The sequence below is a fragment of the Amycolatopsis sp. CA-211722 genome (assembly GCF_056828465.1).
On the sequence record NZ_CP184752.1, the window covers coordinates 3,743,314 to 3,763,853 of the forward strand.

21 protein-coding genes are annotated in these 20,540 nt (G+C 69.1%); 9 read left to right on the forward strand and 12 right to left on the reverse strand.

Features of this window, described 5'->3' with window-relative positions; all coding sequences use genetic code 11:
• Positions 1 to 150 precede the first annotated feature (150 nt).
• Positions 151 to 294 carry a hypothetical protein gene (locus ACOCEP_RS18345; protein WP_482338683.1) on the reverse strand — a complete coding sequence of 48 codons (144 nt, stop codon included), beginning with the start codon at positions 292 to 294 and terminating at the stop codon, positions 151 to 153.
• 87 nt (positions 295 to 381) lie between these two features.
• On the opposite strand from ACOCEP_RS18345, the gene ACOCEP_RS18350 reads away from it, so the two are divergent.
• On the forward strand, positions 382 to 1,338 hold the full coding sequence (locus ACOCEP_RS18350; protein ID WP_482338685.1) for a GlxA family transcriptional regulator: 957 nt from the start codon (positions 382 to 384) through the stop codon (positions 1,336 to 1,338).
• A 95-nt stretch (positions 1,339 to 1,433) separates the two neighbouring features.
• Positions 1,434 to 1,853 carry a hypothetical protein gene (locus ACOCEP_RS18355; protein ID WP_482338687.1) on the forward strand — a complete coding sequence of 140 codons (420 nt, stop codon included), beginning with the start codon at positions 1,434 to 1,436 and terminating at the stop codon, positions 1,851 to 1,853.
• Here the strand turns inward: ACOCEP_RS18355 and ACOCEP_RS18360 are convergent.
• A complete protein-coding gene (locus ACOCEP_RS18360; RefSeq protein ID WP_482338688.1) occupies positions 1,850 to 2,038 on the reverse strand; it encodes a hypothetical protein in 189 nt (62 codons plus the stop codon). The two genes, ACOCEP_RS18355 and ACOCEP_RS18360, sit on opposite strands and share 4 nt — an antisense overlap.
• A 62-nt stretch (positions 2,039 to 2,100) precedes the next feature.
• On the reverse strand, positions 2,101 to 2,259 hold the full coding sequence (locus ACOCEP_RS18365; protein WP_482338690.1) for a hypothetical protein: 159 nt from the start codon (positions 2,257 to 2,259) through the stop codon (positions 2,101 to 2,103).
• 205 nt (positions 2,260 to 2,464) lie between these two features.
• On the opposite strand from ACOCEP_RS18365, the gene ACOCEP_RS18370 reads away from it, so the two are divergent.
• Positions 2,465 to 3,025, forward strand: coding sequence for a TetR/AcrR family transcriptional regulator (locus tag ACOCEP_RS18370; protein WP_482338692.1), 561 nt, complete (start codon positions 2,465 to 2,467; stop codon positions 3,023 to 3,025).
• Between the two features lie 19 nt (positions 3,026 to 3,044).
• On the forward strand, positions 3,045 to 4,241 hold the full coding sequence (locus ACOCEP_RS18375; protein ID WP_482338693.1) for an FAD-dependent monooxygenase: 1,197 nt from the start codon (positions 3,045 to 3,047) through the stop codon (positions 4,239 to 4,241).
• Positions 4,242 to 4,284: 43 nt separating this feature from the next.
• On the opposite strand, the gene ACOCEP_RS18380 is transcribed toward ACOCEP_RS18375, so the two are convergent.
• The 3 genes from ACOCEP_RS18380 to ACOCEP_RS18390 form a co-directional block, all read right to left on the reverse strand.
• Complete coding sequence (locus ACOCEP_RS18380; protein WP_482338694.1) at positions 4,285 to 5,541, reverse strand: HNH endonuclease signature motif containing protein; 1,257 nt, start codon at positions 5,539 to 5,541, stop codon at positions 4,285 to 4,287.
• 275 nt (positions 5,542 to 5,816) lie between these two features.
• Entirely contained in the window at positions 5,817 to 6,566 is a 750-nt protein-coding gene (locus ACOCEP_RS18385) for an SDR family NAD(P)-dependent oxidoreductase (RefSeq protein ID WP_482338695.1), read from the reverse strand.
• A complete protein-coding gene (locus ACOCEP_RS18390; protein WP_482338697.1) occupies positions 6,554 to 7,744 on the reverse strand; it encodes a glycosyltransferase 87 family protein in 1,191 nt (396 codons plus the stop codon). Before ACOCEP_RS18390 ends, ACOCEP_RS18385 begins: the two co-directional genes overlap by 13 nt.
• 135 nt (positions 7,745 to 7,879) lie before the next feature.
• On the opposite strand from ACOCEP_RS18390, the gene ACOCEP_RS18395 reads away from it, so the two are divergent.
• The 4 genes from ACOCEP_RS18395 to ACOCEP_RS18410 all read left to right on the forward strand — a co-directional run bounded on the left by ACOCEP_RS18395 (position 7,880) and on the right by ACOCEP_RS18410 (position 12,339).
• A complete protein-coding gene (locus tag ACOCEP_RS18395) occupies positions 7,880 to 8,785 on the forward strand; it encodes a helix-turn-helix transcriptional regulator (RefSeq protein ID WP_482338699.1) in 906 nt (301 codons plus the stop codon).
• A 78-nt stretch (positions 8,786 to 8,863) separates the two neighbouring features.
• Complete coding sequence (locus tag ACOCEP_RS18400; protein WP_482338701.1) at positions 8,864 to 9,706, forward strand: dioxygenase family protein; 843 nt, start codon at positions 8,864 to 8,866, stop codon at positions 9,704 to 9,706.
• A gap of 193 nt (positions 9,707 to 9,899) precedes the next feature.
• Positions 9,900 to 11,243 carry an erythromycin esterase family protein gene (locus ACOCEP_RS18405; protein WP_482338702.1) on the forward strand — a complete coding sequence of 448 codons (1,344 nt, stop codon included), beginning with the start codon at positions 9,900 to 9,902 and terminating at the stop codon, positions 11,241 to 11,243.
• A 121-nt stretch (positions 11,244 to 11,364) separates the two neighbouring features.
• Positions 11,365 to 12,339, forward strand: a complete 975-nt coding sequence (locus ACOCEP_RS18410; RefSeq protein WP_482338704.1) for a sporulation protein — start codon at positions 11,365 to 11,367, stop codon at positions 12,337 to 12,339.
• 39 nt (positions 12,340 to 12,378) lie between these two features.
• On the opposite strand, the gene ACOCEP_RS18415 is transcribed toward ACOCEP_RS18410, so the two are convergent.
• Positions 12,379 to 12,966, reverse strand: a complete 588-nt coding sequence (locus ACOCEP_RS18415) for a TetR/AcrR family transcriptional regulator (protein ID WP_482338706.1) — start codon at positions 12,964 to 12,966, stop codon at positions 12,379 to 12,381.
• Between the two features lie 90 nt (positions 12,967 to 13,056).
• Between ACOCEP_RS18415 and ACOCEP_RS18420 the strand changes: the two genes are divergently transcribed.
• Positions 13,057 to 13,593: a dihydrofolate reductase family protein gene (locus ACOCEP_RS18420; RefSeq protein ID WP_482338707.1), complete on the forward strand. Its 537-nt coding sequence runs from the start codon at positions 13,057 to 13,059 to the stop codon at positions 13,591 to 13,593.
• 11 nt (positions 13,594 to 13,604) lie between these two features.
• Here ACOCEP_RS18420 and ACOCEP_RS18425 read toward each other — a convergent pair whose 3' ends face one another.
• The 5 genes from ACOCEP_RS18425 to ACOCEP_RS18445 form a co-directional block, all read right to left on the reverse strand.
• The gene (locus ACOCEP_RS18425; RefSeq protein ID WP_482338709.1) at positions 13,605 to 14,810 is read right to left on the reverse strand and encodes an acyl-CoA dehydrogenase family protein; all 1,206 of its coding nucleotides are present in this window, start codon (positions 14,808 to 14,810) and stop codon (positions 13,605 to 13,607) included.
• Positions 14,811 to 14,985: 175 nt separating this feature from the next.
• A complete protein-coding gene (locus tag ACOCEP_RS18430) occupies positions 14,986 to 16,170 on the reverse strand; it encodes a GNAT family N-acetyltransferase (protein WP_482338711.1) in 1,185 nt (394 codons plus the stop codon).
• 31 nt (positions 16,171 to 16,201) lie between these two features.
• Positions 16,202 to 17,902, reverse strand: a complete 1,701-nt coding sequence (locus ACOCEP_RS18435) for an ABC transporter ATP-binding protein (RefSeq protein ID WP_482338713.1) — start codon at positions 17,900 to 17,902, stop codon at positions 16,202 to 16,204.
• Positions 17,899 to 19,641: an ABC transporter ATP-binding protein gene (locus ACOCEP_RS18440; protein ID WP_482338715.1), complete on the reverse strand. Its 1,743-nt coding sequence runs from the start codon at positions 19,639 to 19,641 to the stop codon at positions 17,899 to 17,901. Before ACOCEP_RS18440 ends, ACOCEP_RS18435 begins: the two co-directional genes overlap by 4 nt.
• Positions 19,638 to 20,540: an alpha/beta hydrolase gene (locus ACOCEP_RS18445; protein WP_482338717.1), complete on the reverse strand. Its 903-nt coding sequence runs from the start codon at positions 20,538 to 20,540 to the stop codon at positions 19,638 to 19,640. Before ACOCEP_RS18445 ends, ACOCEP_RS18440 begins: the two co-directional genes overlap by 4 nt.

Below are 20,540 nucleotides of genomic sequence, written 5' to 3' on the forward strand. Positions count from 1 at the left end.
CCTAACCAGAAAACTGGTAACCGGCAGAAAATACGGGCGAAGTGGTTTAAAGCTGTGATTACGGGCTTGACCTCGGCAGATGCCGGGCCGGGAGCGGATTTCGGGCGGGAACGTGGCGCTCGTGACACCGGGCCTCGCGGCCCGGTGAACTCAGATCGTGGCACCGCCTCTCCAGAAGGGGCTGCCGAGCGGGTCTCCGCCGGCGGCGTCCGGGCGGCCTTGGCGCGCGTGGTTGCGCTCCAGGAGGTAGGCGACGAGGGCGATCAGGGCGAGGGTGACGAGGATTGCGGTCATGGCAGTAAGTTTGCGCCACTCGACATCCTGCCAGAAGTGGCAGTTCTGTCGTTGTGCGACAAAATCCTGCCAGCTATGCTTCGGGGCATGCTGAAGAGCGTCGCCGTGGTGCTGCTGGACGATTTCGCCGCCTTCGAGTTCGGCGTCGTCTGCGAGGTGTTCGGCTACGACCGCACCGATGACGGAGTGCCACTGCTCGACTTCCGTGTGTGCGGGGAGCGGGCGGGAGAACCGCTCAGCCTCGGCCACGGCGTCAAAGTGACGCCGCAATACGGTCTCGAAGCGACGGAGGACGCGGATCTCGTCGTGGTCCCCGCATGCGACGTGCGCGACGAATATCCGGCCGCGGTACTCGACGCGCTCCGAAAGGCTTCGGAGCGCGGCGCCACGCTGCTTTCGGTCTGCACGGGCGCTTTCGTGCTGGGCGCCGCCGGCCTGCTCGACGGACGGCGATGCACCAACCACTGGCGCCAGAGTGCGCGGTTCCGGGAGCGGTTCCCGGAGGCCCGGCTGGATCCCGACGTCCTTTTCATCGACGACGGCGACATCATCACCAGCGCGGGCACGGCCGCCGGCATCGACGCGTGCCTGCATCTGGTCCGGCGCGAGCTCGGATCCGCCGCGGCCACCGCGATCGCCCGGCGCATGGTGGTGCCGCCGCAACGGGAAGGCGGGCAGCGCCAGTTCGTCGAGGTGCCGATTCCGGAGTGCACCGGGGACAGCCTCCAGCCGGTGCTCACCTGGATGCTCGACACCATCGCCCACGAACATCCGGTCGCCGATCTCGCCCGCCGGGCCCGCATGTCCGAGCGCACCTTCGCGCGCAAGTTCGTCGCGGAGACGGGCACCACGCCGCACCGATGGCTTTCGACGCAACGTGTCCTGCACGCGCGGTCACTGCTGGAGGAGACGACGATGAGCATCGACGAGGTCGCGCGCCGCTGCGGCTTCGGCTCGGGAGCCTTGCTGCGGCACCATTTCCACAAGGTCGTCGGTGTGTCCCCGCAGGACTATCGGCGGACTTTCGCGCCGCAGCGCGTCTGATCCGGCGGCGGCTCAGCCGACCGACGGCCAGATGTTGTGAGCCGGCAAAGCGGCCGCCTTCGGTGAACCCGTTGATGAGGATCTTCCGGCCGTCGGTGAGCTTGACGAGGCAGCCGACATCGCCGCCGAACGTCTTGGCGAGAGCGTTCTTCTTCGCCTGGTCGACAGCCACCTCGACCTTGCTCCACGGCACGACGGTGGTCGATTCCCGCCAGGTGTGCACGAATCCTCGCTCGTACAAGGTGAAGAGCTCGCCCCGCTTGCCGATGGCGTGCCAGCAGCCCCAAGCACCCATCAGCGTCAGCCCCAGCCCGCAGCCGATGACGAGCTCGGCGCCGGAGACCCCGGCCTCCCGCCCCAGCACGAACACGACGACACCGAGGACCACGATCGGCGTGCCGATCACGATCGCGGCCATACCCCGGAGCGCACGCCTGCGGCAATTCCGTCTCGAAGCGTTCGACGTAAGCACCCAGTTCGGTCACGGGCGGGACGCTGGCGGCGCCGGTCCCTAGTCCTTCGGTGCCTTGGTGAACAGGCCGAGGGAATGAGCGAACGTGGCCCCGCCGGCCAGGAGGACGAGCGGCAGCGTCTTGGCCCAGAAGGCACCGACGTCGAGCGAGATGAGCAACGCGAGCAGCCCGGCCGCCAAGACGGCCAGAACGAGCATTCCCAGTGCGAGCCGGGGTTTCGAGACCATGTGTCCTCCAGGAAACGGGTTCGGAGGAGCAAGCCTCGCGACGATCCCGCCGCGGAATGAGGTCATTTTTGCCGCACCGGGGATTCAGAGTGAACCCAGACGCGGGCGCGTTCCAGCAGCCTGTCGCGGATGAGGGTCACCACAGGCCGCGCCGTCCCGGACCGGTGCGCGAGATAGATCGTGTTCAGTGGCGGCACCACCGGCGTGTGCACGATCGACACCGAGTCCGCTTCGAGCGCGGCAGCACGCTCACCCCGGCGCCCGCGACGACGGCCAGGATCGCGCGCAGGTCGGGAACGGCCATCGTGACCGCGGCGCGCTTGGTGGACCTTCTCAAGGCGGTCTGACCACCGGGTTTGCGCCGTGGTCGGATCCGGGCATACGATCAGGGCAGTCGTACAGGACGAACGCCCTAGGAGATGCACGGTGGCAGGATCCCCGGCCGCGGCGCGCGGCCAGCTCGTTCGGCGGCGGTTGCTCGAAGCGGCCGTCGCCCTGGTGCCGGAGCTCGGCTGGTCCGCGGTCAGCACCCGGATCCTGGCCGAACGCGCGGGTGTCACACCGAGCGTTGTGCACTATCACTTCCCTTCGCTGCAGGCGTTGTTGATCGAAGCCGTACTGGGGGCCATGCGCGAGGTCGCCCTCGCCTTCGAACCGGCGCTGGAAACCGTCGATACGCCCGCGGCCGCGGTGGACGCGCTGCTGGCGTCGGTCGGCGGCTACTCCGGAACCGACCCGATGTCGTTGCTGTTCGCCGAGTCCTACCTCGCCGCGACCCGCGACGACACCCTGCGCCAAGGCCTCCGCGAGCTGCTCGACGACCTCCGCGCTCGGTTCGGCGGCTGGCTGGCACAGCGTGGAGTGTCCGACGCCGAGAGCACGGCCGCGGTTCTTTTCGCGGCGGTGGACGGGCTTCTGCTGCATCGGGCGCTCGGGCCGGAATCGGGCGAGGTCTCTCCGGCCGTCCTGCGCAGGCTGGTCGACTGAACCGAAAAGGAGGGACCCCATGAAGGTGGCGATCTGCGGTGCCGGGATCACCGGGCTGGCGCTGGCGCACCGGCTCGCGGCGCTGGACGTCGAGGTCGTGGTGCTGGAGCGGGCCGCGGGGCCGCGGGAGCAGGGCTACATGATCGACTTCTTCGGCCCCGGCTTCGACGCCGTCGAGGAGATGGGCCTGCTGCCTCAGGTCGAAGACGTGGCGTACCAGGTGGACGAGGCGAGTTTGCTGGACGGGCGCGGCCGCCGCCGTGCCTCCATCGATTACGTCCAGTTCGCCAGATCGGTGGGCGGCAGGCTCTGCAGCATCATGCGGCCCGACCTGGAACGCGTCCTGCGTACCGCGCTCCCGTCCACAGTGGACGTCCGATTCGGTGCCGGTGTCACCGGAGTCGAGGACCTCGGTGACCGGGTGCGGGTCACGTCGGCGGACGGCGAGACGTTCGAAGCCGATCTGCTGGTCGGGGCCGACGGGATTCATTCGACCGTGCGCCGGCTGGTCTTCGGTGAGGAGAGCCGGTTCTTGCGTCATCTCGGATTTCATACCGCTGCCTTCGTTTTCGAGGACGAGGAGATTCGTGCGCGGGTGGGGGAGCGGTTCTGCCTGACCGACACGATCGGGATGCAGATGGGTTTCTACGGTCTCCGCGACGGCAAGCTCGCGGCGTTCGCCGTGCACCGCGCCACGGATCCGACCCTGCCGGACGACGCGCGAGCGGCCTTGCGCGCGATCTACGGTTCGCTGGGCTGGGCGGTGCCCCGAGCGCTCACTCTGTGCCCGCCTGCCGGTGAGGTGTATTACGACCAGGTCGCGCAGATCGAGATGCCGTCATGGAGCCGCGGCCGGGTCGTGCTCGTCGGCGATTCCTGTTATGCCGTCTCCCTTCTCGCCGGGCAGGGCGCTTCGCTGGGGATCGCGGGCGCGTTCGTGCTGGCCGAGCAGCTCATCCGGGCATCCTCGATCGAGGCCGCGTTCGCGGAGTACGAAAAACTGGTCCGCCCGGTGGTGACCGAGAAACAGCACGTCGCCCGCCGCGGCGCGCGATGGTTCTTGCCCGCCAACCGATTCCTGCTCCGGGCGCGCCGGTTCTTCCTTCACGTGGCACGTCTTCCCGGCCTGGAACGGCCACTCGCGGCCGCGGTCACCGGAAAATCGACGGCGCTCGTGACGAATTTGAAGCGTGGGGCCGAGATTCGGAGCCGGTGATGGTGCGGCGTCGCCGGGTTCATCGGATATTTCGGGGTTCGGCCTATGTTCTGAGGTGCATGGTGTTCCGTCTCGGGGTTCCGGTGGGGTCGAGGTAGGCGGGCGGGGTGAATTCGGGGAGTCCGTCTTGGGCGATCTGGACTTTCCATTCGCTGTGGTGGATCAACCGGTGATGCTTGGTGCACAGGAGCACGAGGTTGTCGATCTTTGTTTCGCCGTGATGGCGCCAGAAGACGATGTGGTGGGCGGTGCAGCGGGGCACGGGCATGTCACAGCCGGGGAAGGCGCAGCCACCGTCCCGGATCGTCAACGCATACTTTTGGGCGAGGGAGACGGTCCGTTTCGACCGGCCGATGTCGAGGGGTTCCCCTGCGGTGCCGAGGACACCCGGGCGGATGCGGGCGTCGCAGGCGAGAATCCTCGCGTCGGTGGCGCTGATCGGTCCGACCAGGTCCAGATGTGCTTCACCGAGGTCGTTGATCAGGTCTTCATACGACATGGTGACCAGGATGTGGGTGGCTTCGCCTGCTTGGCCGGGAAGGTTCCGGCTGGTGGTCTTGAGTCGGACGTAGTCGGTGAAAGCATCCCCGTAGCGTTCGTCCTGGCTGCGGGAGTCCCGCACCCCGTCCACCGCTTTATGAGGCTTTGCCATCGGATCCAGGTCGGATTTCAGGCGGGCGTAGGTTTCCAGATCAAGCCGGGCCTTCAAGCCGAGGGTGCCGTCGCGGTGTTTGACGAACCGTAGCTCCGGGCGGGTGTCTTTCGGGTCTTCGCTGCGAGGTTCTTTGCCGTCGGGGTCGAGTGTGTCCAGCAGGCGGCGCCCGGCACGGGCGATCTGCCGCGGCCCCGCCCGGCGAGCCAGCTCCACCAGGATCTTCTCTCCGGTCCGCACGTCCTCCTCAGGAACAGAAGACGGGATACGGGCCAGGGTGCGGATGATCGCGTCGATCTGCGCGCCCCCGATCGCGCCTTCGGCGGCCGCTACAGCGGTCAACGGCGCCAGGGGCGGTTCGGGGTCGCCGCCGATAGCGGGGCCGGGATGCAGGGCGAGGACGCGGTCGGCGCGGGCCTCGGCTTCCTTGTCGGTGACCAGGAAGTCCTCGAAGATCAACGCCGACAACGTCGAATGACCCGAACACCCGCGGATGCCGCGGGCATTGATTTCCGCGAGGATCGCGTTCTGTTCCGCATCTGCCCGGCGTTTCAAGACTTCGAGTTCCTGTTTGCGGGCATGCAGCGTCGCGGTGTCGACGCGCCACCACTCGGCGGTCGTCTCTGGGGGTGCGTTGTTGCTGGCCACGACACCGAAGCTACTCCGTATCGAACACCTGCGCTAGCCCAAACGGCCCAATACGAGAAATTGCCGAAAAATGGCAACAGCGAAAGGAGTCTTAAGGGCGCGAAGCCTTCTTAAGGCGCGAAGCAGCTTAACAACGCGAAGCGCTTAAGTGCGCGAAGGAGCTATAAAGCGCGAGAATGCGTTGAAGGCGAGCGCCCCCACGCAGCAGTCCTGAAGTGGAGCCCATCGTTGGGCCACTGCCACTCCGATAACCGCCAAAGAGCCCGAACCCGTGATCACCAGGTCGGACGCGCCGAGACGCCGCCGTCCACGGTCAGGTTGTGCCCGGTGATCCACGCCGCGAGCGGCGAGGCGAGGAAGAGGCAGGCGTTCGCGACGTCTCCAGGGGTGCCGAGCCTGCCGAGGGGTGCGGCCTGTTCCCAGCGGCGTACGCCCTCCGGCCAGCTGTCGCCGAGGCCGGGGCGGCCGATCAGGCCGGGAGAGACGGCGTTGACGCGCAGGCCCCGCGGTCCGTATTCGAGCGCGGCGGCGCGGGCGTGCATGACCAGAGCGGCCTTTGCGCTGCTGTAGTGCGCGTGCCCCGGCGCGGGGTTGGCCGCTTCGATCGAGGCGACGTGGACGACGCTGCCGCCGTCCATCACCTCGGCGGCGGCCTGGGTGCACGAGAACGCGCTGGTGAGGTTCGCGTCGAGGACGGCGCGCCAGCTTTCCGCCGACATCTCCGGCAAGGGTTCCAGCGGCTGTACGCCGGCGTTGTTGACCAGCGTGTCCAGCCGCCCGGTCCAGTCCGCGGCGGCGGCCACGAGTCGTCGGCATTCGCCGTCGTCGGTGAGGTCGGCGGAGAACGTCTTGGCCGAGCCGCCCGCCTCCTGGATCCGCTTGACGACGGCGAGCGCGGAGGCTTCATCGCGGTGGTAGTGCACGGCGACGGCGCTGCCCGCTTCGGCGAAGCGGAGGGCGATTCCGTGGCCGATACCGCCGCTGGCCCCGGTGACGAGGGTCGTGGTGCCGCTCAGGTCGAGCATCGAGGTCCTTTCCGTAGCGTGACAACGGCCGCGACGACGAGGAAGACCAGACCTGCGACGACGTAGCAGTTCCCGAGCCACTGCTGGGCGGTCGTCCACGTCTGGCCTGGCCGGTCGAAGGCGGGGAAGTACCGGAAAGGTGCCGCGACGAAGATCGTGGCGACGACCCCGGAGACAGCGAGCCAGACGACGGCTCGGCGGCGATCTCGGCGATGGAGCACCACGCAGGCGGCGGCGGTGAACAGAGCCGGGGCGACCCACACCCAATGGTGTGACCACGACGTCGGCGAGACGAGCAGCGCGAACGTCGCGTTCAGCAGCAGCGCCGGCACCGCGGCCGACCGGTACATGGTCAGTGCCACCAGGATCAGCAGAACGCCGGTGAGGACGATCCAGAGCGGCTTCGCGACACCCTCGACGCCGAACCGGGCCAGTACGGCCTGCAAGGTCTGGTTGGTGTGGAACGAGGTGCCGCTGATCCCGGACGCCCCGGCGAACCCGCCGAACCAATACCGCGCCGAAGCCTCCGGCGCGACCGCGAACGCGACGGCGGAGGCGGCCAAGAACGTGCCCATCGCGGTCAGCGCGCCACGAAAATCCTTGCGTACCAGGAAGAACAGCAGGAATGCCATGGGGGTCAGCTTGATCGCGGCCGCGAGACCGACACCGATACCCCGATAGCGGCCCCTCGCCAGCAGGCAGTCGGCCGCGACGAGGCCCATCAGCACCAGGTTGATCTGGCCGAAACCGAGTGTCTGGCGCACCGGTTCGAGGAAGAGCGCCGGCGTGATCGCCAGCGACGCGACGAGCAGCGCCTTTCGCCGGTCGCCGGAGGGCCACAGCGTGCGGGCGATCCCGTAGAAGGTGATCCCCAGCGCGGCCAGGCTGAGCGCGAACAACAGCAGCACCGCGCCGGTCCACGGCACCAGCGCCAGCGGGGTGAGCACCAGTGCGGCGAACGGTGGGTAGATGAACAGCAGGGGGATTCCCGCGTCGGAGAGCGGCAACGCGCCGTAGAGGTCGCCGCCGTTCCACAGGGTGTCGACGCCGAAGCGGTAGATCTCGAGGTCGCTGTGGGAAGCGCCCGTCGTCGCCCAGGCCACGGCGCACGCCAGCGCCAGCGCGGCGAACGCACCGACCGGCCACCAGGTCCGACCGCGCGACTTGGTGGGAGACATCGCGTGGTGACCCTTCGGACGTGCGTCGATGATCTCGACTGTACCCCGGCGGCGACAAGCGACTTCCGTCGGCAGTCAGCGCACCCGGCATTGGTCTAGACTTTTTATTCCCAGTGTGGTGAAAGGGACCGGTCCATGCGCGGAACGACGGTGTTGCCGAGGACGCCCTGCCTCGAACCGAAGGCGGGGGAATTGCCACTGCATCGGCTGGAGGTCCGCGCGCCGGACGCCCTGCCGTTCACGGTCGGCACATTCGACACGATCGGGCCGATGTCGCGGGCGGCGTTCCCGCATCGGCACACGTTCTACGAAATCGTCCATGTCACCGGCGGTACCGGTGACCACGTCATCGATTTCACCCGCTGGGAATTGGCGCCGCCGCAACTCGCGGTCATAACACCGGGGCAGGTGCATCATTGGGATGCCCGCGAGCTCAGCGGATTCGTCGTGTTGTTCACCGACGATTTCCTGCTCGAACATCCGTCGGATCGCGAAACCCTGCGAAGGCTCAGTCAGCAGCCTTGGCGGCTCGACGAACGCGCCGCCGAGGAGACCTCCCGGATGGTCGCCGAACTGGACGAGGAATTCCGTTGTGGCGGCCAGGGTACCGATTCGGTGCTCCGGGCCCTGATGCACGTGCTGATCGTGCGGGCGGGACGCCTTCCGGGCTTGGCGGACCCGCGCCCGCCTGCCAGGGCGCAGGCGGTGGGCACCGAATTCGCCCGGCTGCTCGGCAGGCCCGATCTGGGGCTCTGGTCGGTCGGCGCGCTCGCGGAACGGATCGGGGTCACGCCGGGATATCTCACCGACGCGGTGAAAACGGCGACCGGCCGGACGGCGGCGCAACTGATGCGTGAGGCGCGGACAAGGGAGGCGAAACGATTCCTGCGCGGTACGGATCTGACCGTGCGTCAGGTCGCCAGCCGGGTCGGATTCGCGGATCCCGCCTATTTCTGCCGGTTCTTCCGGCGGGAAACGGGGTTGAGCCCCGGCGATTACCGCCGGACCGGTGACGCGCCCCCGGAGATTCACCACGACTGACCACCCCAGTCCATCGTCCGCAGCTGATCTTCTCCATACCGTCGAGGGTGATTCCCGAAGCCCCCACGAGGAGCAGGTATGGACGAAGAAAGCAAACTCAGCCGGAAGACCGTGCTGAAGGCCGCGATCGCGGCGGGTGTGGCGGCTCCGGTCGCGTTGATCGGAGGCCCCGCCCTCGCGCGCACCACCGTCGCGAACGGCCAGGCACCCGAGCTGACCCCCGCCTGTGACGACGGTGACGACCCGACTCCGCCGCAGACCGAAGGTCCTTACTTCAAGCCGAATTCGCCGCAGCGGACGTCGCTCGTCACGCCGAGCACGCAGGGCACGAGGCTCACCGTGTCCGGCTACGTCTTCGGCCTCGGATGTCTTCCGATCGCCCGCGTGCTGCTGGACTTCTGGCAGGCGGACGTCAACGGCGCCTACGACAACGTGGGGTACACCTTCCGCGGTCACCAGTTCACCAACGACCAGGGCGCGTTCTCGCTGAGCACGATCGTGCCGGGTCTGTACCCCGGCCGCACGCGGCACATCCACGTGAAGGTCCAGGCGCCCGGCAGGCCGGTGCTGACCACGCAGCTCTACTTCCCCAACGAGCCGCGCAACAACACCGACTCGATCTTCGACCCGCGGCTGCTGATGACCGTCCGCGATCAGCCTCCCGGCAAACAGGCCGCGTTCGACTTCGTGCTGAACGTGCCGCAGACGCCGACGTCGACCTCGCGGCCGACCAGTACGACGCCGACGACGTCGACTTCGACCTCCAACCCGCCCGGCGGGACGACCTGGGCGGCGGGAACCGGCTATTCCGCGGGCGCCCGGGTCACCTACAGCGGTCGCGGTTACGTGTGCTTGCAGGCGCACACCGCCCAGCCCGGCTGGGAGCCGCCGTCCACACCCGCGTTGTGGCGCGCGGAGTGACGGACAGCCGCTGCGGAGGGAGATAAACGCGGGTGGACTCCCGTCGCCGGGTCCCACACCCCGGCGGCGGGGTCCACCCGCTTCCTCGTGGGGTGGGGTTTTCCTCACCCCAAGTAGGAGCTTTGCTTCACTGCGCCGCCCCCGGTCCGCGGACGATGATCGTCTTCGACATCGGAGCGAAGGGGTGGACGGAATGAAGGACAGCCGGAAACGGTGGGGAAGACGCGGACTGGTGGCCGCGGCGGTGGTGATGACGGGGGCGGTGCTCGCTCCCGTGGCGAGTCCGGCTCTCGCGGCGGAGACGGCCTCCGCCTGGCGGGATCCGGTGCGGTCGCTGGACCGGGCGGCACATCCGTTGCGTTCGACCGAGCCCGGCCGGAACACCGCCGATCTACGGGCGCTGGGCGGGATGATCGGCGGCGCGAAGGTGGTGGGCCTCGGCGAGGCGACGCACGGCTCACACGAGTTCTTCACCATGAAGGAGCGGGTGTTCCGCTATCTCGTCGAGGAAAAGGGGTTCCGTGCCTTCGCGCTGGAGCTCAGCTGGTCGGCCGGCCTGGAGATCGACGAGTACGTCCAGACCGGGCGCGGAGACGCCCGTGAGATCGCGAAGCGCACGCTGGCAGGCTCCCCGTGGGACCGCGAGGAATTCGTCAGCCTGATCCGGTGGATGCGCGATCACAACCGCGCGCATCCCGATCGCACGGTGCACTTCGTCGGTGACGATCTCGGCGCGCCATCGGTGAACGACGGGTTCTTCGCGCGGATCACCGACTACCTCGGCCGGCATCACCCGGAGGCGCTGCCCCGGCTCAACGAGCTGTACACCGGGCTGCGCCCGATCGACGACGCGTTCGCGTACTTGCGCAAACCCGTCGACGAGCGACAGCGGCTCGCCACGCAGGCGGAGCAGGCCTTTGAGCTGGTCAAGGGCCTGACCGGCGCGGACGCCTACGGCTGGACCGAGCAGCACGCCCGGTTCGTCGCGCAGACCGCCCGCTTCCTCGCCGTCGACCTCACGGATCCCAAGAGCCTGCCCGCGGCCCAGATCCTGCGCGACCAGGCGATGGCGCAGAACGTCGCCTGGTGGCAGCGGCGGACCGGGCACAAGATCCTGCTCTCCGCGCACAACGCCCACGTCGCGTACATCCCCGACATGCCGTCGATCTACCCGAAGACCCAAGGCGCCTTCCTGCGCGAGACGCTGGGCCGCGGGTATCTGCCGATCGGGTTCAGCTTCGACGAAGGCTCCTTCCTGTCCAAGGACACCGCGGTGGGCGGGGAGTGGAAGCGGTTCTCCGTCCCGGCCGCGCCGTCCGGGACGAACGAGGACACCCTCGACCAGGTCCGGTTCGACGACTTCTACCTGGACCTCCGCACCGCGCCGCCCGCCGCCCGCGCCTGGCTGGACACGGCCCGGCCCACCCGAACCATCGGCACGCTGTTCCCCGTCGACCCCGCCGCCATCTCGCTCGGACGCTCCTACGACGTCGTCATCCACCTGCACGACGTCCGGCAGGCCGATCTGAGAAGGTAGTGACGTCGCGCCCGTTTAGGGGTTTTTAACCCGGTTTTCCTGGCGTGCCGCGACGGATCTCGGTAGTAGTCGAAGTGTTCCGATACCCCCTTGTCCCAGTACCCAGCGGAGGAAATCCCTGATGTTCAAACGGATGCTCAGCGCCTTCGGGGTCGGCGGTCCGTCCGTCGACACCGTGCTCGACTCGCCGCACGCCGTTCCCGGCGAGGTGATCACCGGCCAGGTACGCATCCAGGGCGGTTCGAGCGACGCCCAGATCGAGGAGATCCTGCTTTCGCTGGTCACCCGGGTCGAGGTCGAGCGTGGCGATCACGAGCGCGCCGGGACCGCGGAGTTCCTGCGGGTCAGCGCGGGCCGCAAGGTGAAGGTGACGGCGGGGCAGCTGACCACGGTGCCGTTTCAGATCGCCCTGCCGTGGGAGACGCCGATCAGCGCGGTCGGCGGACGTGAACTGCCGGGAATGGTCGTCGGTGTGCGGACCGAACTCGTCATCGCCGGCGCGCCGGACAAGGGTGACCTCGACCCGGTGCTGGTGGGGCCGCTGGAATCGCAGGACCGGGTGCTGGAGGCGTTCGGCGAGCTGGGCTTCTCGTTCCGCAGCGCCGACGTCGAAGCCGGGCGCCTGCACGGCGTCCGGCAGGAGCTCGGGTTCTTCCAGGAGATCGAGTTCTTCCCGCCCTCGCGCTACGCGGGCCGCGTCAGCCAGGTGGAGCTGACCTTCGTCGCGAGCCCGGACGACCTCGTGGTGGTGCTGGAGGCGGACAGGCGCGGCGGCATGTTCCGCTCCGGCGGGGACTCCTTCGGCCGCTTCCACGTTTCGCATGAAGAGGCCCTGCGCACCGACTGGGCGGCGGCCATCGACGGCTGGCTGGCCAAGGTCGCCGAGTCCGGCGGCGGGCACGCCATGTTCGGCGGGCACCAGGAGCACTACGGCCACGACTACGACCACCACGGTCACCACGGTCACCACGGCAGGCGTGGTCCGGGGATGGGCGGCGTGGTCGCCGGTGCCGCGGCGGGTGTGGTCGGCGGCATGATCCTCGGCGAGGTCATGGAGGACGCCTTCGACGGTGGTGATGAAGGCTTCGAGGAGTGATCCGGCTCCTGGGCACGCCGGCGACGGTGTGCCCAGGGGTCACTTCGCGGTCAAGGGTGCCAAAGCGGCGTCGACCGCGTCGGTGAGCCGGTGCGGATCCGTCTCCGCCCTGGCCACCACGTGCAGGCCCTGCATGACGACGAGCAGAAGCCGCGCCTGCGCCTCGCAGTCGACGTCCGCGCGGACCTCGCCGGACCGCTGCGCGGCTTCGAGCCCCCGCGCGATACCGGTTTCCAGCGCTTCGAATCCACTGTGGACGAACTTCCCGGCGGCTTCGTCGGTGGGCAGCAGTTCGGCGGCGGTGTTGCCCAGCAGGCATCCGCGCCCCGGGGCCTCCCGCGCCGCCTCCAGGACGCTGAGCAGAAGCTCGCGCAGATGCGCGAGGACCGGTCCTTCGGCGAGAGTGTCCGCCTGGCCCGCGGCGCCGCCCGCGTAGCGTTCCAGCGCAAGCAGGAAAAGTGCGTGCTTGTCCCCATACGCGGCGTACAGGCTTCCCGGCAGAACGCCGAGTTCCTCCTTCAGGTCGCGCATCGACGTGGCCGCGTAACCCCGCCGCCAGAAGACGTCGAGCGCTCCGCTGATCACCTGATCCTCGTCGAAGGACCGCGGCCTTCCCGTGCGTGGCATGGCACCATCGTACGACTTCTTGACAGTGCATTCAAGAAGTGTACGGTGACTTCTTGTTCAGGCATTCAAGAAGTCGTACGAGGAGTTCACATGGGACGGATGTTCCTGCACATCAACGTTTCGCTCGACGGCTACATCGCCGACGCCGCGGGCGACATCGACTGGCAGTTCGCCGACGACGAGTTCCAAGGGCATATCGACCAACTGCTGGAATCGATCGACGGCATGGTCTTCGGCCGCAAGGCCTACGAGGAACTCGCCGGCTATTGGCCGACCGCGGGGGACGAGGTCTCGGCCACGCAGCGGCGCCGGATGCACGAGCTGCCGAAGTACGTCCTCTCTCGCACGCTCCGAGCCACGAGCTGGCACAACACCCACGTCGTCGAGGAGGCCTCGTCGCTCGTCGATCTCGAAGGCGACATCGCGCTCTTCGCCGGGGGAGGGGCCGCGACGTCCGCCGCCAGGCTCGGGCTGCTCGACGAGGTGCGGCTCGTGGTGAACCCGGTGCTCCTCGGCGGCGGGACGCGGCTGTTCGATGGCGAGTACGCGAAGACCGCCCTCACGCTCGTCGACGACCGAAAGTTCGCTTCGGGAGCGCTAGTGCTCACCTATGCCGTCGCGCGCTGAGACAGGCGGGATCAGGTGTACCAGGTCGGCTCCGGGAGTTCGTTCAGCAGCGCGTACGCACCGACTTCGCGGCGCTTGTAGGCCACCGGATCGTGCAGTGAATGCGTGCGCAGGTTCCGCCAGAAACGGTCCAGGCCGTATTTCGTGGCGCTCGCGCGGGCGCCGGTCAGCTCGAAGATCTTCGAGCCGATTTCGAGGCCGGTATCGATCGCGCGCTGTTTGGCGGCCGCGACGAGGACCGCGACCTCTCCGCGGGCCTCGGGCGTCAGTTCCTCGCGCGGCGCGTGCAGCACGGCCGAAATCGCGGCTCCGGCCTTGTCCGCCAGCGCCTCCGCCGCCCACAGCTTCGACTGGAGATCGCCGTACCCGTCGAGGATGTACCACTCTTCGACGGCGGACGACTTGTCGTCGCCGCCGTACGGCCACGCGCGGGTGTGCTCACGTGTGTACTCCAGCGCGGTTTCCAGCGCTCCTTGCGCGATTCCGAGGTAGAAATTGGTGAACACCAGCTGGATCGCCGGGACGTTCAGCGTGTTGTAGGTCAAGGGGCGGAACTTCTTGTCGACGTAGCCCGCCGCGCTCGCCCACGGGACGCGCACGTCGGTGATGGTCACACTGCCCGATTCGGTGAGCCGCTGGCCGATGTTGTCCCAGTCGTCGTGGAAGACGATACCGTCCTGTTCGGACGGAACGATGGCGAAAACGTGCTCGTCCGTGCCTTCGAGGATTCCTTCGAGCACGGTCAGGTCGGAGACCTTGCTGCCGGTGGAGAACGACTTGTGTCCGTTGTAGACGATCTCGTCGCCGTCTTCGGTGATGGTCAGATCGGAGTCGCGGGGGTTGACCGCGCCGCCGAACAGGAGGTTGTTCCGCGTGTACAGTTCTTCGACCGCGGCGATCTGGTCGTCGGTCGCCACCAGGCGCGCGGCCCATGCCCAGAGGTAGTGGTAGCCGAGCAGCTGTCCGATCGAGCCGTCGCCGCGCGCGACCTCGCGGATCACGCGGTAGGCGGTCTCCCAGCTCTGGCCGCCGCCCCCGTGCCCGGCCGGGCCGAGCAGGGTCACCAGGCCGGAATCCTTGAGCAGTCGTACTTCCGCGTAGGGCGTTTCGTTCTTCCGGTCGCGTTCGGCGGCGTCCGCCGCGAGTTCGGTGGCGACCTCTTTCGCGGTGGCGAGCCATTCGGCGGTGGAGCGGACCCGGTGCTCGGTCGTGGTCATCCGTGAATTCCGTTCTGTGCGAGGGTGAACGGGTTTTCCGGGCAGGGCGCGGCGCCCGGAATTCCCGGGTGGTTTCCGAAAGGATTCAGGCCGTACAGAGCATGCGTCCGAGTAGAGCAGTGGCACTACGGGGTGTCAACGAACGTCCGCGCTCTGGGACCGGGCCCTCGCGCGCTCAGAACCAGTGCAGGCAGTGCGGTGAACGTTCGGTACGGAACAGAGCGTCCGCGAGCGGGGCCGCACCAGGGTGATGGGCCCGGACGCGCCCGGCCCGCACGAGCAGGCCTGGTGTGGTACCGCCGAGATAGATCGAGCCCAGGTCGCTCACGTCCAGGGACAGGTCGGGTTCCCGCTCCGTCGGGACGCAGTCCGCCTCGCCGCCCCGGATGGTGAGCAGGTACCGGCCGCGCTCGCCGAGCGCCGGGTCGTCGACGTCGAGGACGAGCTCGCCGTCGGTGGACCAGCCGCGTGCGGTGAGCGCGCGGGGCACGTCCAGGAGCCGCACCCAGAGCCAGTCCGTGTCGCCGCCGACCTCGCCGGCTCGGAAGTCTTCGAGCTGCCACCGAAGCGGGTGGTCGGGCGGGCAGTGCTTGAACACGACTTCGGTGATCAGGTCGTGTTCGAGCAGGAAACGGGCCAACGCCGTGGACACCTCGTCCTCGACGGCGATGGTCTCGTCGACCGTCAAGGTGCTGGGCTCGGTGAGTGAGTACGAGGCGTAGCCGTCCGGGACGCCGTCGGCATCGCGGTGCACGGCGATGTGGCGCGAGGCCCGGGAGATGGGCGGCTGCCCGGCGCCCAGAGACCACCAGCGGCGCGGACGCGACAGCGCGCCGGGCCGGGCGCGGCGATACCGGTCGTAGATCTCCTCCAGGAGTTCGCCGCACTCGGCCCGGCGCAGCACCTCGATCGAGCCACCGGCCGTTCCACCGGCGAACGCGGCCCGATGGCGCGGCACCGTCAGACGCCGGGTGTAGGTCGCCGGGCCGTAGCCGAACCGCCGGTAGATCAGCGCCTCCGACGCCAGCAGGACGGAGAGGAACTCGCCCCGCTCGCGGAACTCGGCGAGCTGATGCCGCATCATCGCGCTGAGCACACCTCGCCGCCGGTGCGAGGGCAGCACACCGACGGCGGTCACCCCGGCGACCGGGACGACCACGTCACCGGGCAGCGTGAGCTCGAAGGAGTACGCGGCGGCCGTGCCGACGGGCCGCCCGTCCTCGGTCAGCGCGAGCAGGCCGCGGTCCAGTTCGAGCGCGGACCAGGTCTCGCCCGCGCTGTCCGGGAAGCGGGCGAACGCGGTGAACATGGTATCGACGAAGACGTCGCGGTCGTCGGCGGTCGTGGAACGGATCTTCATCGCCACAGTGCATTGCCGTTCCCGCGTCGCGTCAAGCGATTTGCAGGTCGAGGAAGCCGGCGTACCGGCCACCGAGCCGGACCAGTTCGTCGTGGCCACCCTCCTCCACGACCCGGCCGTCGTCCAGGAACACCACGTGATCGGCTCGCTCGACGGTCCGCAGCCGATGCGCCACCATCACCACGGTCCGGCCGGCCATGAGCCGTTCTATCCCTTCGTGGACAGCCGTTTCGTTGACCGGATCCAGCGCCGACGTCACCTCGTCGAGTACCACGATCGGCGTGTCCTTCAGCAGCGCACGCGCGATCGAGACCCGCTGGCGTTCCCCGCCGGACAACAGCGCCCCGCCCTCGCCGACGTTCGCGGACCAGCCGCCGGGCAGCCGTTCGATCACCTCGTCCAGCCGGGCCGCCGTCGCGGCGGTGCGCACCTCGGCGTCGCCGGCGTCCGGACGGCCGAGCCGGATGTTCTCCTCGATCGTGCCGTCGAAGAGGTGGACGTCCTGGAAGACGATGGCGATCCGCGACATCAGGTCCTCGGTGCCCATCGCGCGGACGTCGACCCCGCCGACGCGCACCGCTCCCGAATCGACGTCGTGGAACCGGGCGAGCAGTTGCAGCACCGTGCTCTTCCCGGCTCCCGAAGGGCCGACGACGGCGAGCGTCTGTCCTTCGTGGACGGTCAGCGAGAGACCGTCGAGCACCGTTCGGCCGCCGCGGGCGAAGACGACGGACTCGAACTCGAGGTCGTGCCGGTCCGGCCGGACGGGCTCCGGCGGTTCCGGCAGCGGTTCGGTCCGCAGCAGCGCGTCCAGCCTCGCCAGCACCGAACGCGCGCCGCGGAGCTTGCCGCCGATGTCGGTCAGGGAGAGCAGCGGATCCGCGCAGCGCGCGGCCAGGACGAGGATCGCCACCACCTCGGGCGCCCCGATGCCCCCGCCGAGCGCGAGGAACGCGGCCAGCACCAGCAAGCCGGTGAACATCGCCTGCACCGTGAACGTCAGCCCCACGACACCGGGCAGCGCCGACAGCGTGGACCGGCGGTTCGCCCGCTGAAGGTCCCGCAGGGAGTCGTCGAGCGACCGGAATCGCTCCGCGGTCCGCCCACCCGCGCGCAGCACCGGCTGCGCTTGCAGATACTCGATGACCCGCCCGGTGGCCTCGTTCCCGCGTTCCGCGGCCTCCTCGTCGGCCGCGGCCATCGAACGGCCGGTCCGGACCTGGATGGCAGCCACGACCGGAACCGCGATCAGCGCGGCCAGCCCCAGCCGCCAGTCGAAGAGGAGGATCACGAACACGATCGTCAGCGGGGTGACACACGCGGCGACGAACGGCGCCAGCAGATGCGCGATCACCCCCATCGCCTGCAGCACACCCGGTCCGGCCAGCGACGACACCTCTCCGACCCGTTTCCCGCCGTACCAGCCCATCGGCAGCCGGGCGAGATGATCGCCGAGCCGGTGGTACATGCCGCGCAGCAACGTCGTCCCGGCGCGGAAGCCGGCAAGATCGGCGCGGTACCGCAGGATCGCGAACACCGCGAAGGCCGCGCCGAACGCGATCAGCCATGGGACGGCGTCACCCGGCGTGCTCCCGAGCAGCGCGCGCAGCAACGGGACCAGCAACGCGTAGGACAGGCCTTCGACGATCGCGGTCGCCGTCATCAGTGTCACGGTGCGCCGCACCGGCGGAGCGTGGTCGGGGCCGAGGACGCTCAGCAACATCCGGATCATCGAGGTTCCCCCAGTGGTTCGGCGGAACGGTGGGAACGCCAGAAGGCGGCGAACCTCCCGTTCCGCGCCAGCAGATCCGCGGGTTTCCCGCGTTCGGTGACGACGCCGTTCTCCAGCAGTACGACGGTGTCGGCGTCGACGACCGTCTCCAAGCGATGGGCGATGACCAGGACCGTCCGGTCGGCGCGCGCCGTGGTCAGTGCCCGCCGCACGGCCAGCTCGGTCCGCGGATCGGCGAACGCGGTGGCCTCGTCGAGCACCAGCACCGGAGTGTCGGCGAGCAACGCACGGGCCAGCGAGATCCGCTGCGCTTCGCCACCCGACAGCCCGGTTTCCTCGTGCAGCACCGTTTCGTAGCCTCGCGGCAGCTCCATGATGCGGTCGTGGATCTGCGCGAGCCGGGCGGCACGTACGACGTCTTCGCGATCGGCGTGCGGCACGGCGAGCGCGATGTTGTCCGCGACCGACGCGCGCAGCAGGCGGACGTCCTGGAACACGAAGGAGACCTTGCGGTACAGCTCCCGGCTGCCGATCTCACGCAGATCGACGCCGCCCAGCAGCACCGAACCGTCCGTCGGGTCGAAGAACCGCGGCAGCAGAGTGACCAAAGTGGACTTCCCGCCGCCGGACGGTCCGACGAGCGCGGTGACCGTGCCGGGTTCGAGCACCAGATCGATCCCGCGCAGGACCTCGCGGCCGGCCTCGTAGCCGAACCGGACGCCGCGCAGCTCCACCCGATGGCCTCGCGGCGAAACGGGATCCGACGGCTCCGGCAGTGACGGCACCCCGAGCACTTCACGGATCCGGCCGGTCGCGCGACGGGCGGCCTGGAGTTCGTCGAAGCCGTGGCCGAGCGCGGCGACGGGTGCGGTCAAGCCAAGGCCGAGCACCAGGAACGGCAGGAGATCGACGGGGGCGAGGCCGCCGCCGGTGATCAGGAGCGTGCCGCCGACCAGGACCACCAGCAGGACGAACGGCGGTGACAGGGCCAGCTGCATCCCCGCGGCCGGCCCGGCCATGCCGTGCACCCACCGGGTGAACGTGGCGACGAAGGCGTCCGCCGCGGTGCGGAACCTGCGATGGGCGCGGCCCGTGCCGCCGAACGCCTTGACCACGGCGATGCCCTGGACGAATTCGACGACCGAATCCGAGATCCCCGCCATGCCCCGGTCGAACTCCTCCTGCTCGCGCAGCCGGGAGGGCGTCATCATCAGCGGGACCATGGCCACCGCCAGCACCACCGGGATCAGCGTGATCAGGGTGAGCCGCCAGTCGATGGTGAGCAGGTAGACCAGCGACACCAGCGGGGCGACGAAGGCCGACACGAGCTCGCCGGGGGTGTGGGCGATGAACGGGTGGACGGCCCCGACGTCCTCGCCGACGACCTTGGCCAGTTCACCGGTGCGGCGGCTCGAGAACCAGCCGATCGGCACTCGGCCCAGGCGTTCGGCCAGCAGGCGGCGGAAGGTGAGCTGGACCCGGCCGTCGAGCAGATGCCCGATCCCGGACGACGCGGCCGTGAGCACCAGCCGGACGAACATCCCGGCCGCGCCCAGGAAGACCGCGGTCCAGACCCGGCTTTCGTCGACGGGTCCGGGCGTCAGCAGCGCCCTGCCCAGTTCGACGACCGCGAGCAGCGGCGCCAACCCCGAGATGGCGCCGATGACCTGAAGGACGACCACCGCGGTGAAACTCCCGGCGAACGGGCGCAGCAACCGGACCGCCGTGGGGGCCGTCATGACGAGGCCAGCGCGCGCCGCAGGACGCAGCCGAGTTCGTCGATCTGACGGCGGGAGACCTCGGCGGACAGGATGGCCTGCGACCCGTGGAACGTGCCCGCCCACTGGTGCAGCTCGACCGAAACCCCCGCCCGCAGCAGCCGGAGGGCGTACTCGATGTTCTCGTCGCGATTGGGACAGAACTCGGCGGAGGCCACGTACGCGGGCGGCAGCCCGGAGAGGTCGGTGGCCCGCGACGGGGCGGCATACGGTGAAGGCGCGGGCTTTCCGTCCAGGTAATGCCCCCACGCGGCGGTGATCTTGGCGCGGTTCATCCACGGTGTGTCGGTGAAGTTCCGCGCCGACCACGACTCCTGCCGGTCGTCGAGCCCCGGCTGGTTGAGCAGCTGGAAGCAGATCCGCGGGCCGCCTTCGTCGCGGGCCCGCAGTGCCGTCGCCGCCGCGAGGCCGCCGCCCGCGCTGTGCCCGCCGACCGCGATCCGGCCGGGGTCGACGCCGAGTTCGGCCGCGTGCTCGGCCGTCCAGTTCAGCACGGCGTAGACGTCGTCGAACGCGGCGGGGAACGGGTTTTCCGGTGCCAGCCGGTACTCGACGGAGATCACCGTCGCTTCGGAGGCCTCGGCGAGCCGTGCCGCCCAAGGATGTTCGGTCGCCAGATTGCCCATGACCCAGCCGCCGCCGTGCAGCCAGATGATGGCGCCCTGTGCCTCACGCGGCCGGTAGATCCGGATCGGGACGCCGGGATCACCGGGCACCGTCCGGTCTTCGACCTCCATCTCCGACGTGTCGGGCTGCGGCACGGACGTGGCCAGCTTCGCGAAGCTCTCGCGGTCCGCGACCGGGTCGTCGAGTTTCGCCTTCGGGAAGAGGGCGATGAAGGCTTCGAGTTCGGGATCCAT

What these genes read in the sequence shown, in the direction of transcription:
- ACOCEP_RS18410 (WP_482338704.1), top strand. Translation starts at nt 11,365, where the DNA reads ATGTTCAAACGGATGCTCAGCGCCTTCGGGGTCGGCGGTCCGTCCGTC.
- ACOCEP_RS18385 (WP_482338695.1), bottom strand. Translation starts at nt 6,566, where the DNA reads ATGCTCGACCTGAGCGGCACCACGACCCTCGTCACCGGGGCCAGCGGC.
- ACOCEP_RS18405 (WP_482338702.1), top strand. Translation starts at nt 9,900, where the DNA reads ATGAAGGACAGCCGGAAACGGTGGGGAAGACGCGGACTGGTGGCCGCG.
- ACOCEP_RS18425 (WP_482338709.1), bottom strand. Translation starts at nt 14,810, where the DNA reads ATGACCACGACCGAGCACCGGGTCCGCTCCACCGCCGAATGGCTCGCC.
- ACOCEP_RS18430 (WP_482338711.1), bottom strand. Translation starts at nt 16,170, where the DNA reads ATGAAGATCCGTTCCACGACCGCCGACGACCGCGACGTCTTCGTCGAT.
- ACOCEP_RS18345 (WP_482338683.1), bottom strand. Translation starts at nt 294, where the DNA reads ATGACCGCAATCCTCGTCACCCTCGCCCTGATCGCCCTCGTCGCCTAC.
- ACOCEP_RS18420 (WP_482338707.1), top strand. Translation starts at nt 13,057, where the DNA reads ATGGGACGGATGTTCCTGCACATCAACGTTTCGCTCGACGGCTACATC.
- ACOCEP_RS18435 (WP_482338713.1), bottom strand. Translation starts at nt 17,902, where the DNA reads ATGATCCGGATGTTGCTGAGCGTCCTCGGCCCCGACCACGCTCCGCCG.
- ACOCEP_RS18390 (WP_482338697.1), bottom strand. Translation starts at nt 7,744, where the DNA reads ATGTCTCCCACCAAGTCGCGCGGTCGGACCTGGTGGCCGGTCGGTGCG.
- ACOCEP_RS18360 (WP_482338688.1), bottom strand. Translation starts at nt 2,038, where the DNA reads ATGGTCTCGAAACCCCGGCTCGCACTGGGAATGCTCGTTCTGGCCGTC.
- ACOCEP_RS18350 (WP_482338685.1), top strand. Translation starts at nt 382, where the DNA reads ATGCTGAAGAGCGTCGCCGTGGTGCTGCTGGACGATTTCGCCGCCTTC.
- ACOCEP_RS18400 (WP_482338701.1), top strand. Translation starts at nt 8,864, where the DNA reads ATGGACGAAGAAAGCAAACTCAGCCGGAAGACCGTGCTGAAGGCCGCG.
- ACOCEP_RS18440 (WP_482338715.1), bottom strand. Translation starts at nt 19,641, where the DNA reads ATGACGGCCCCCACGGCGGTCCGGTTGCTGCGCCCGTTCGCCGGGAGT.
- ACOCEP_RS18375 (WP_482338693.1), top strand. Translation starts at nt 3,045, where the DNA reads ATGAAGGTGGCGATCTGCGGTGCCGGGATCACCGGGCTGGCGCTGGCG.
- ACOCEP_RS18395 (WP_482338699.1), top strand. Translation starts at nt 7,880, where the DNA reads ATGCGCGGAACGACGGTGTTGCCGAGGACGCCCTGCCTCGAACCGAAG.
- ACOCEP_RS18445 (WP_482338717.1), bottom strand. Translation starts at nt 20,540, where the DNA reads ATGGATCCCGAACTCGAAGCCTTCATCGCCCTCTTCCCGAAGGCGAAA.
- ACOCEP_RS18415 (WP_482338706.1), bottom strand. Translation starts at nt 12,966, where the DNA reads ATGCCACGCACGGGAAGGCCGCGGTCCTTCGACGAGGATCAGGTGATC.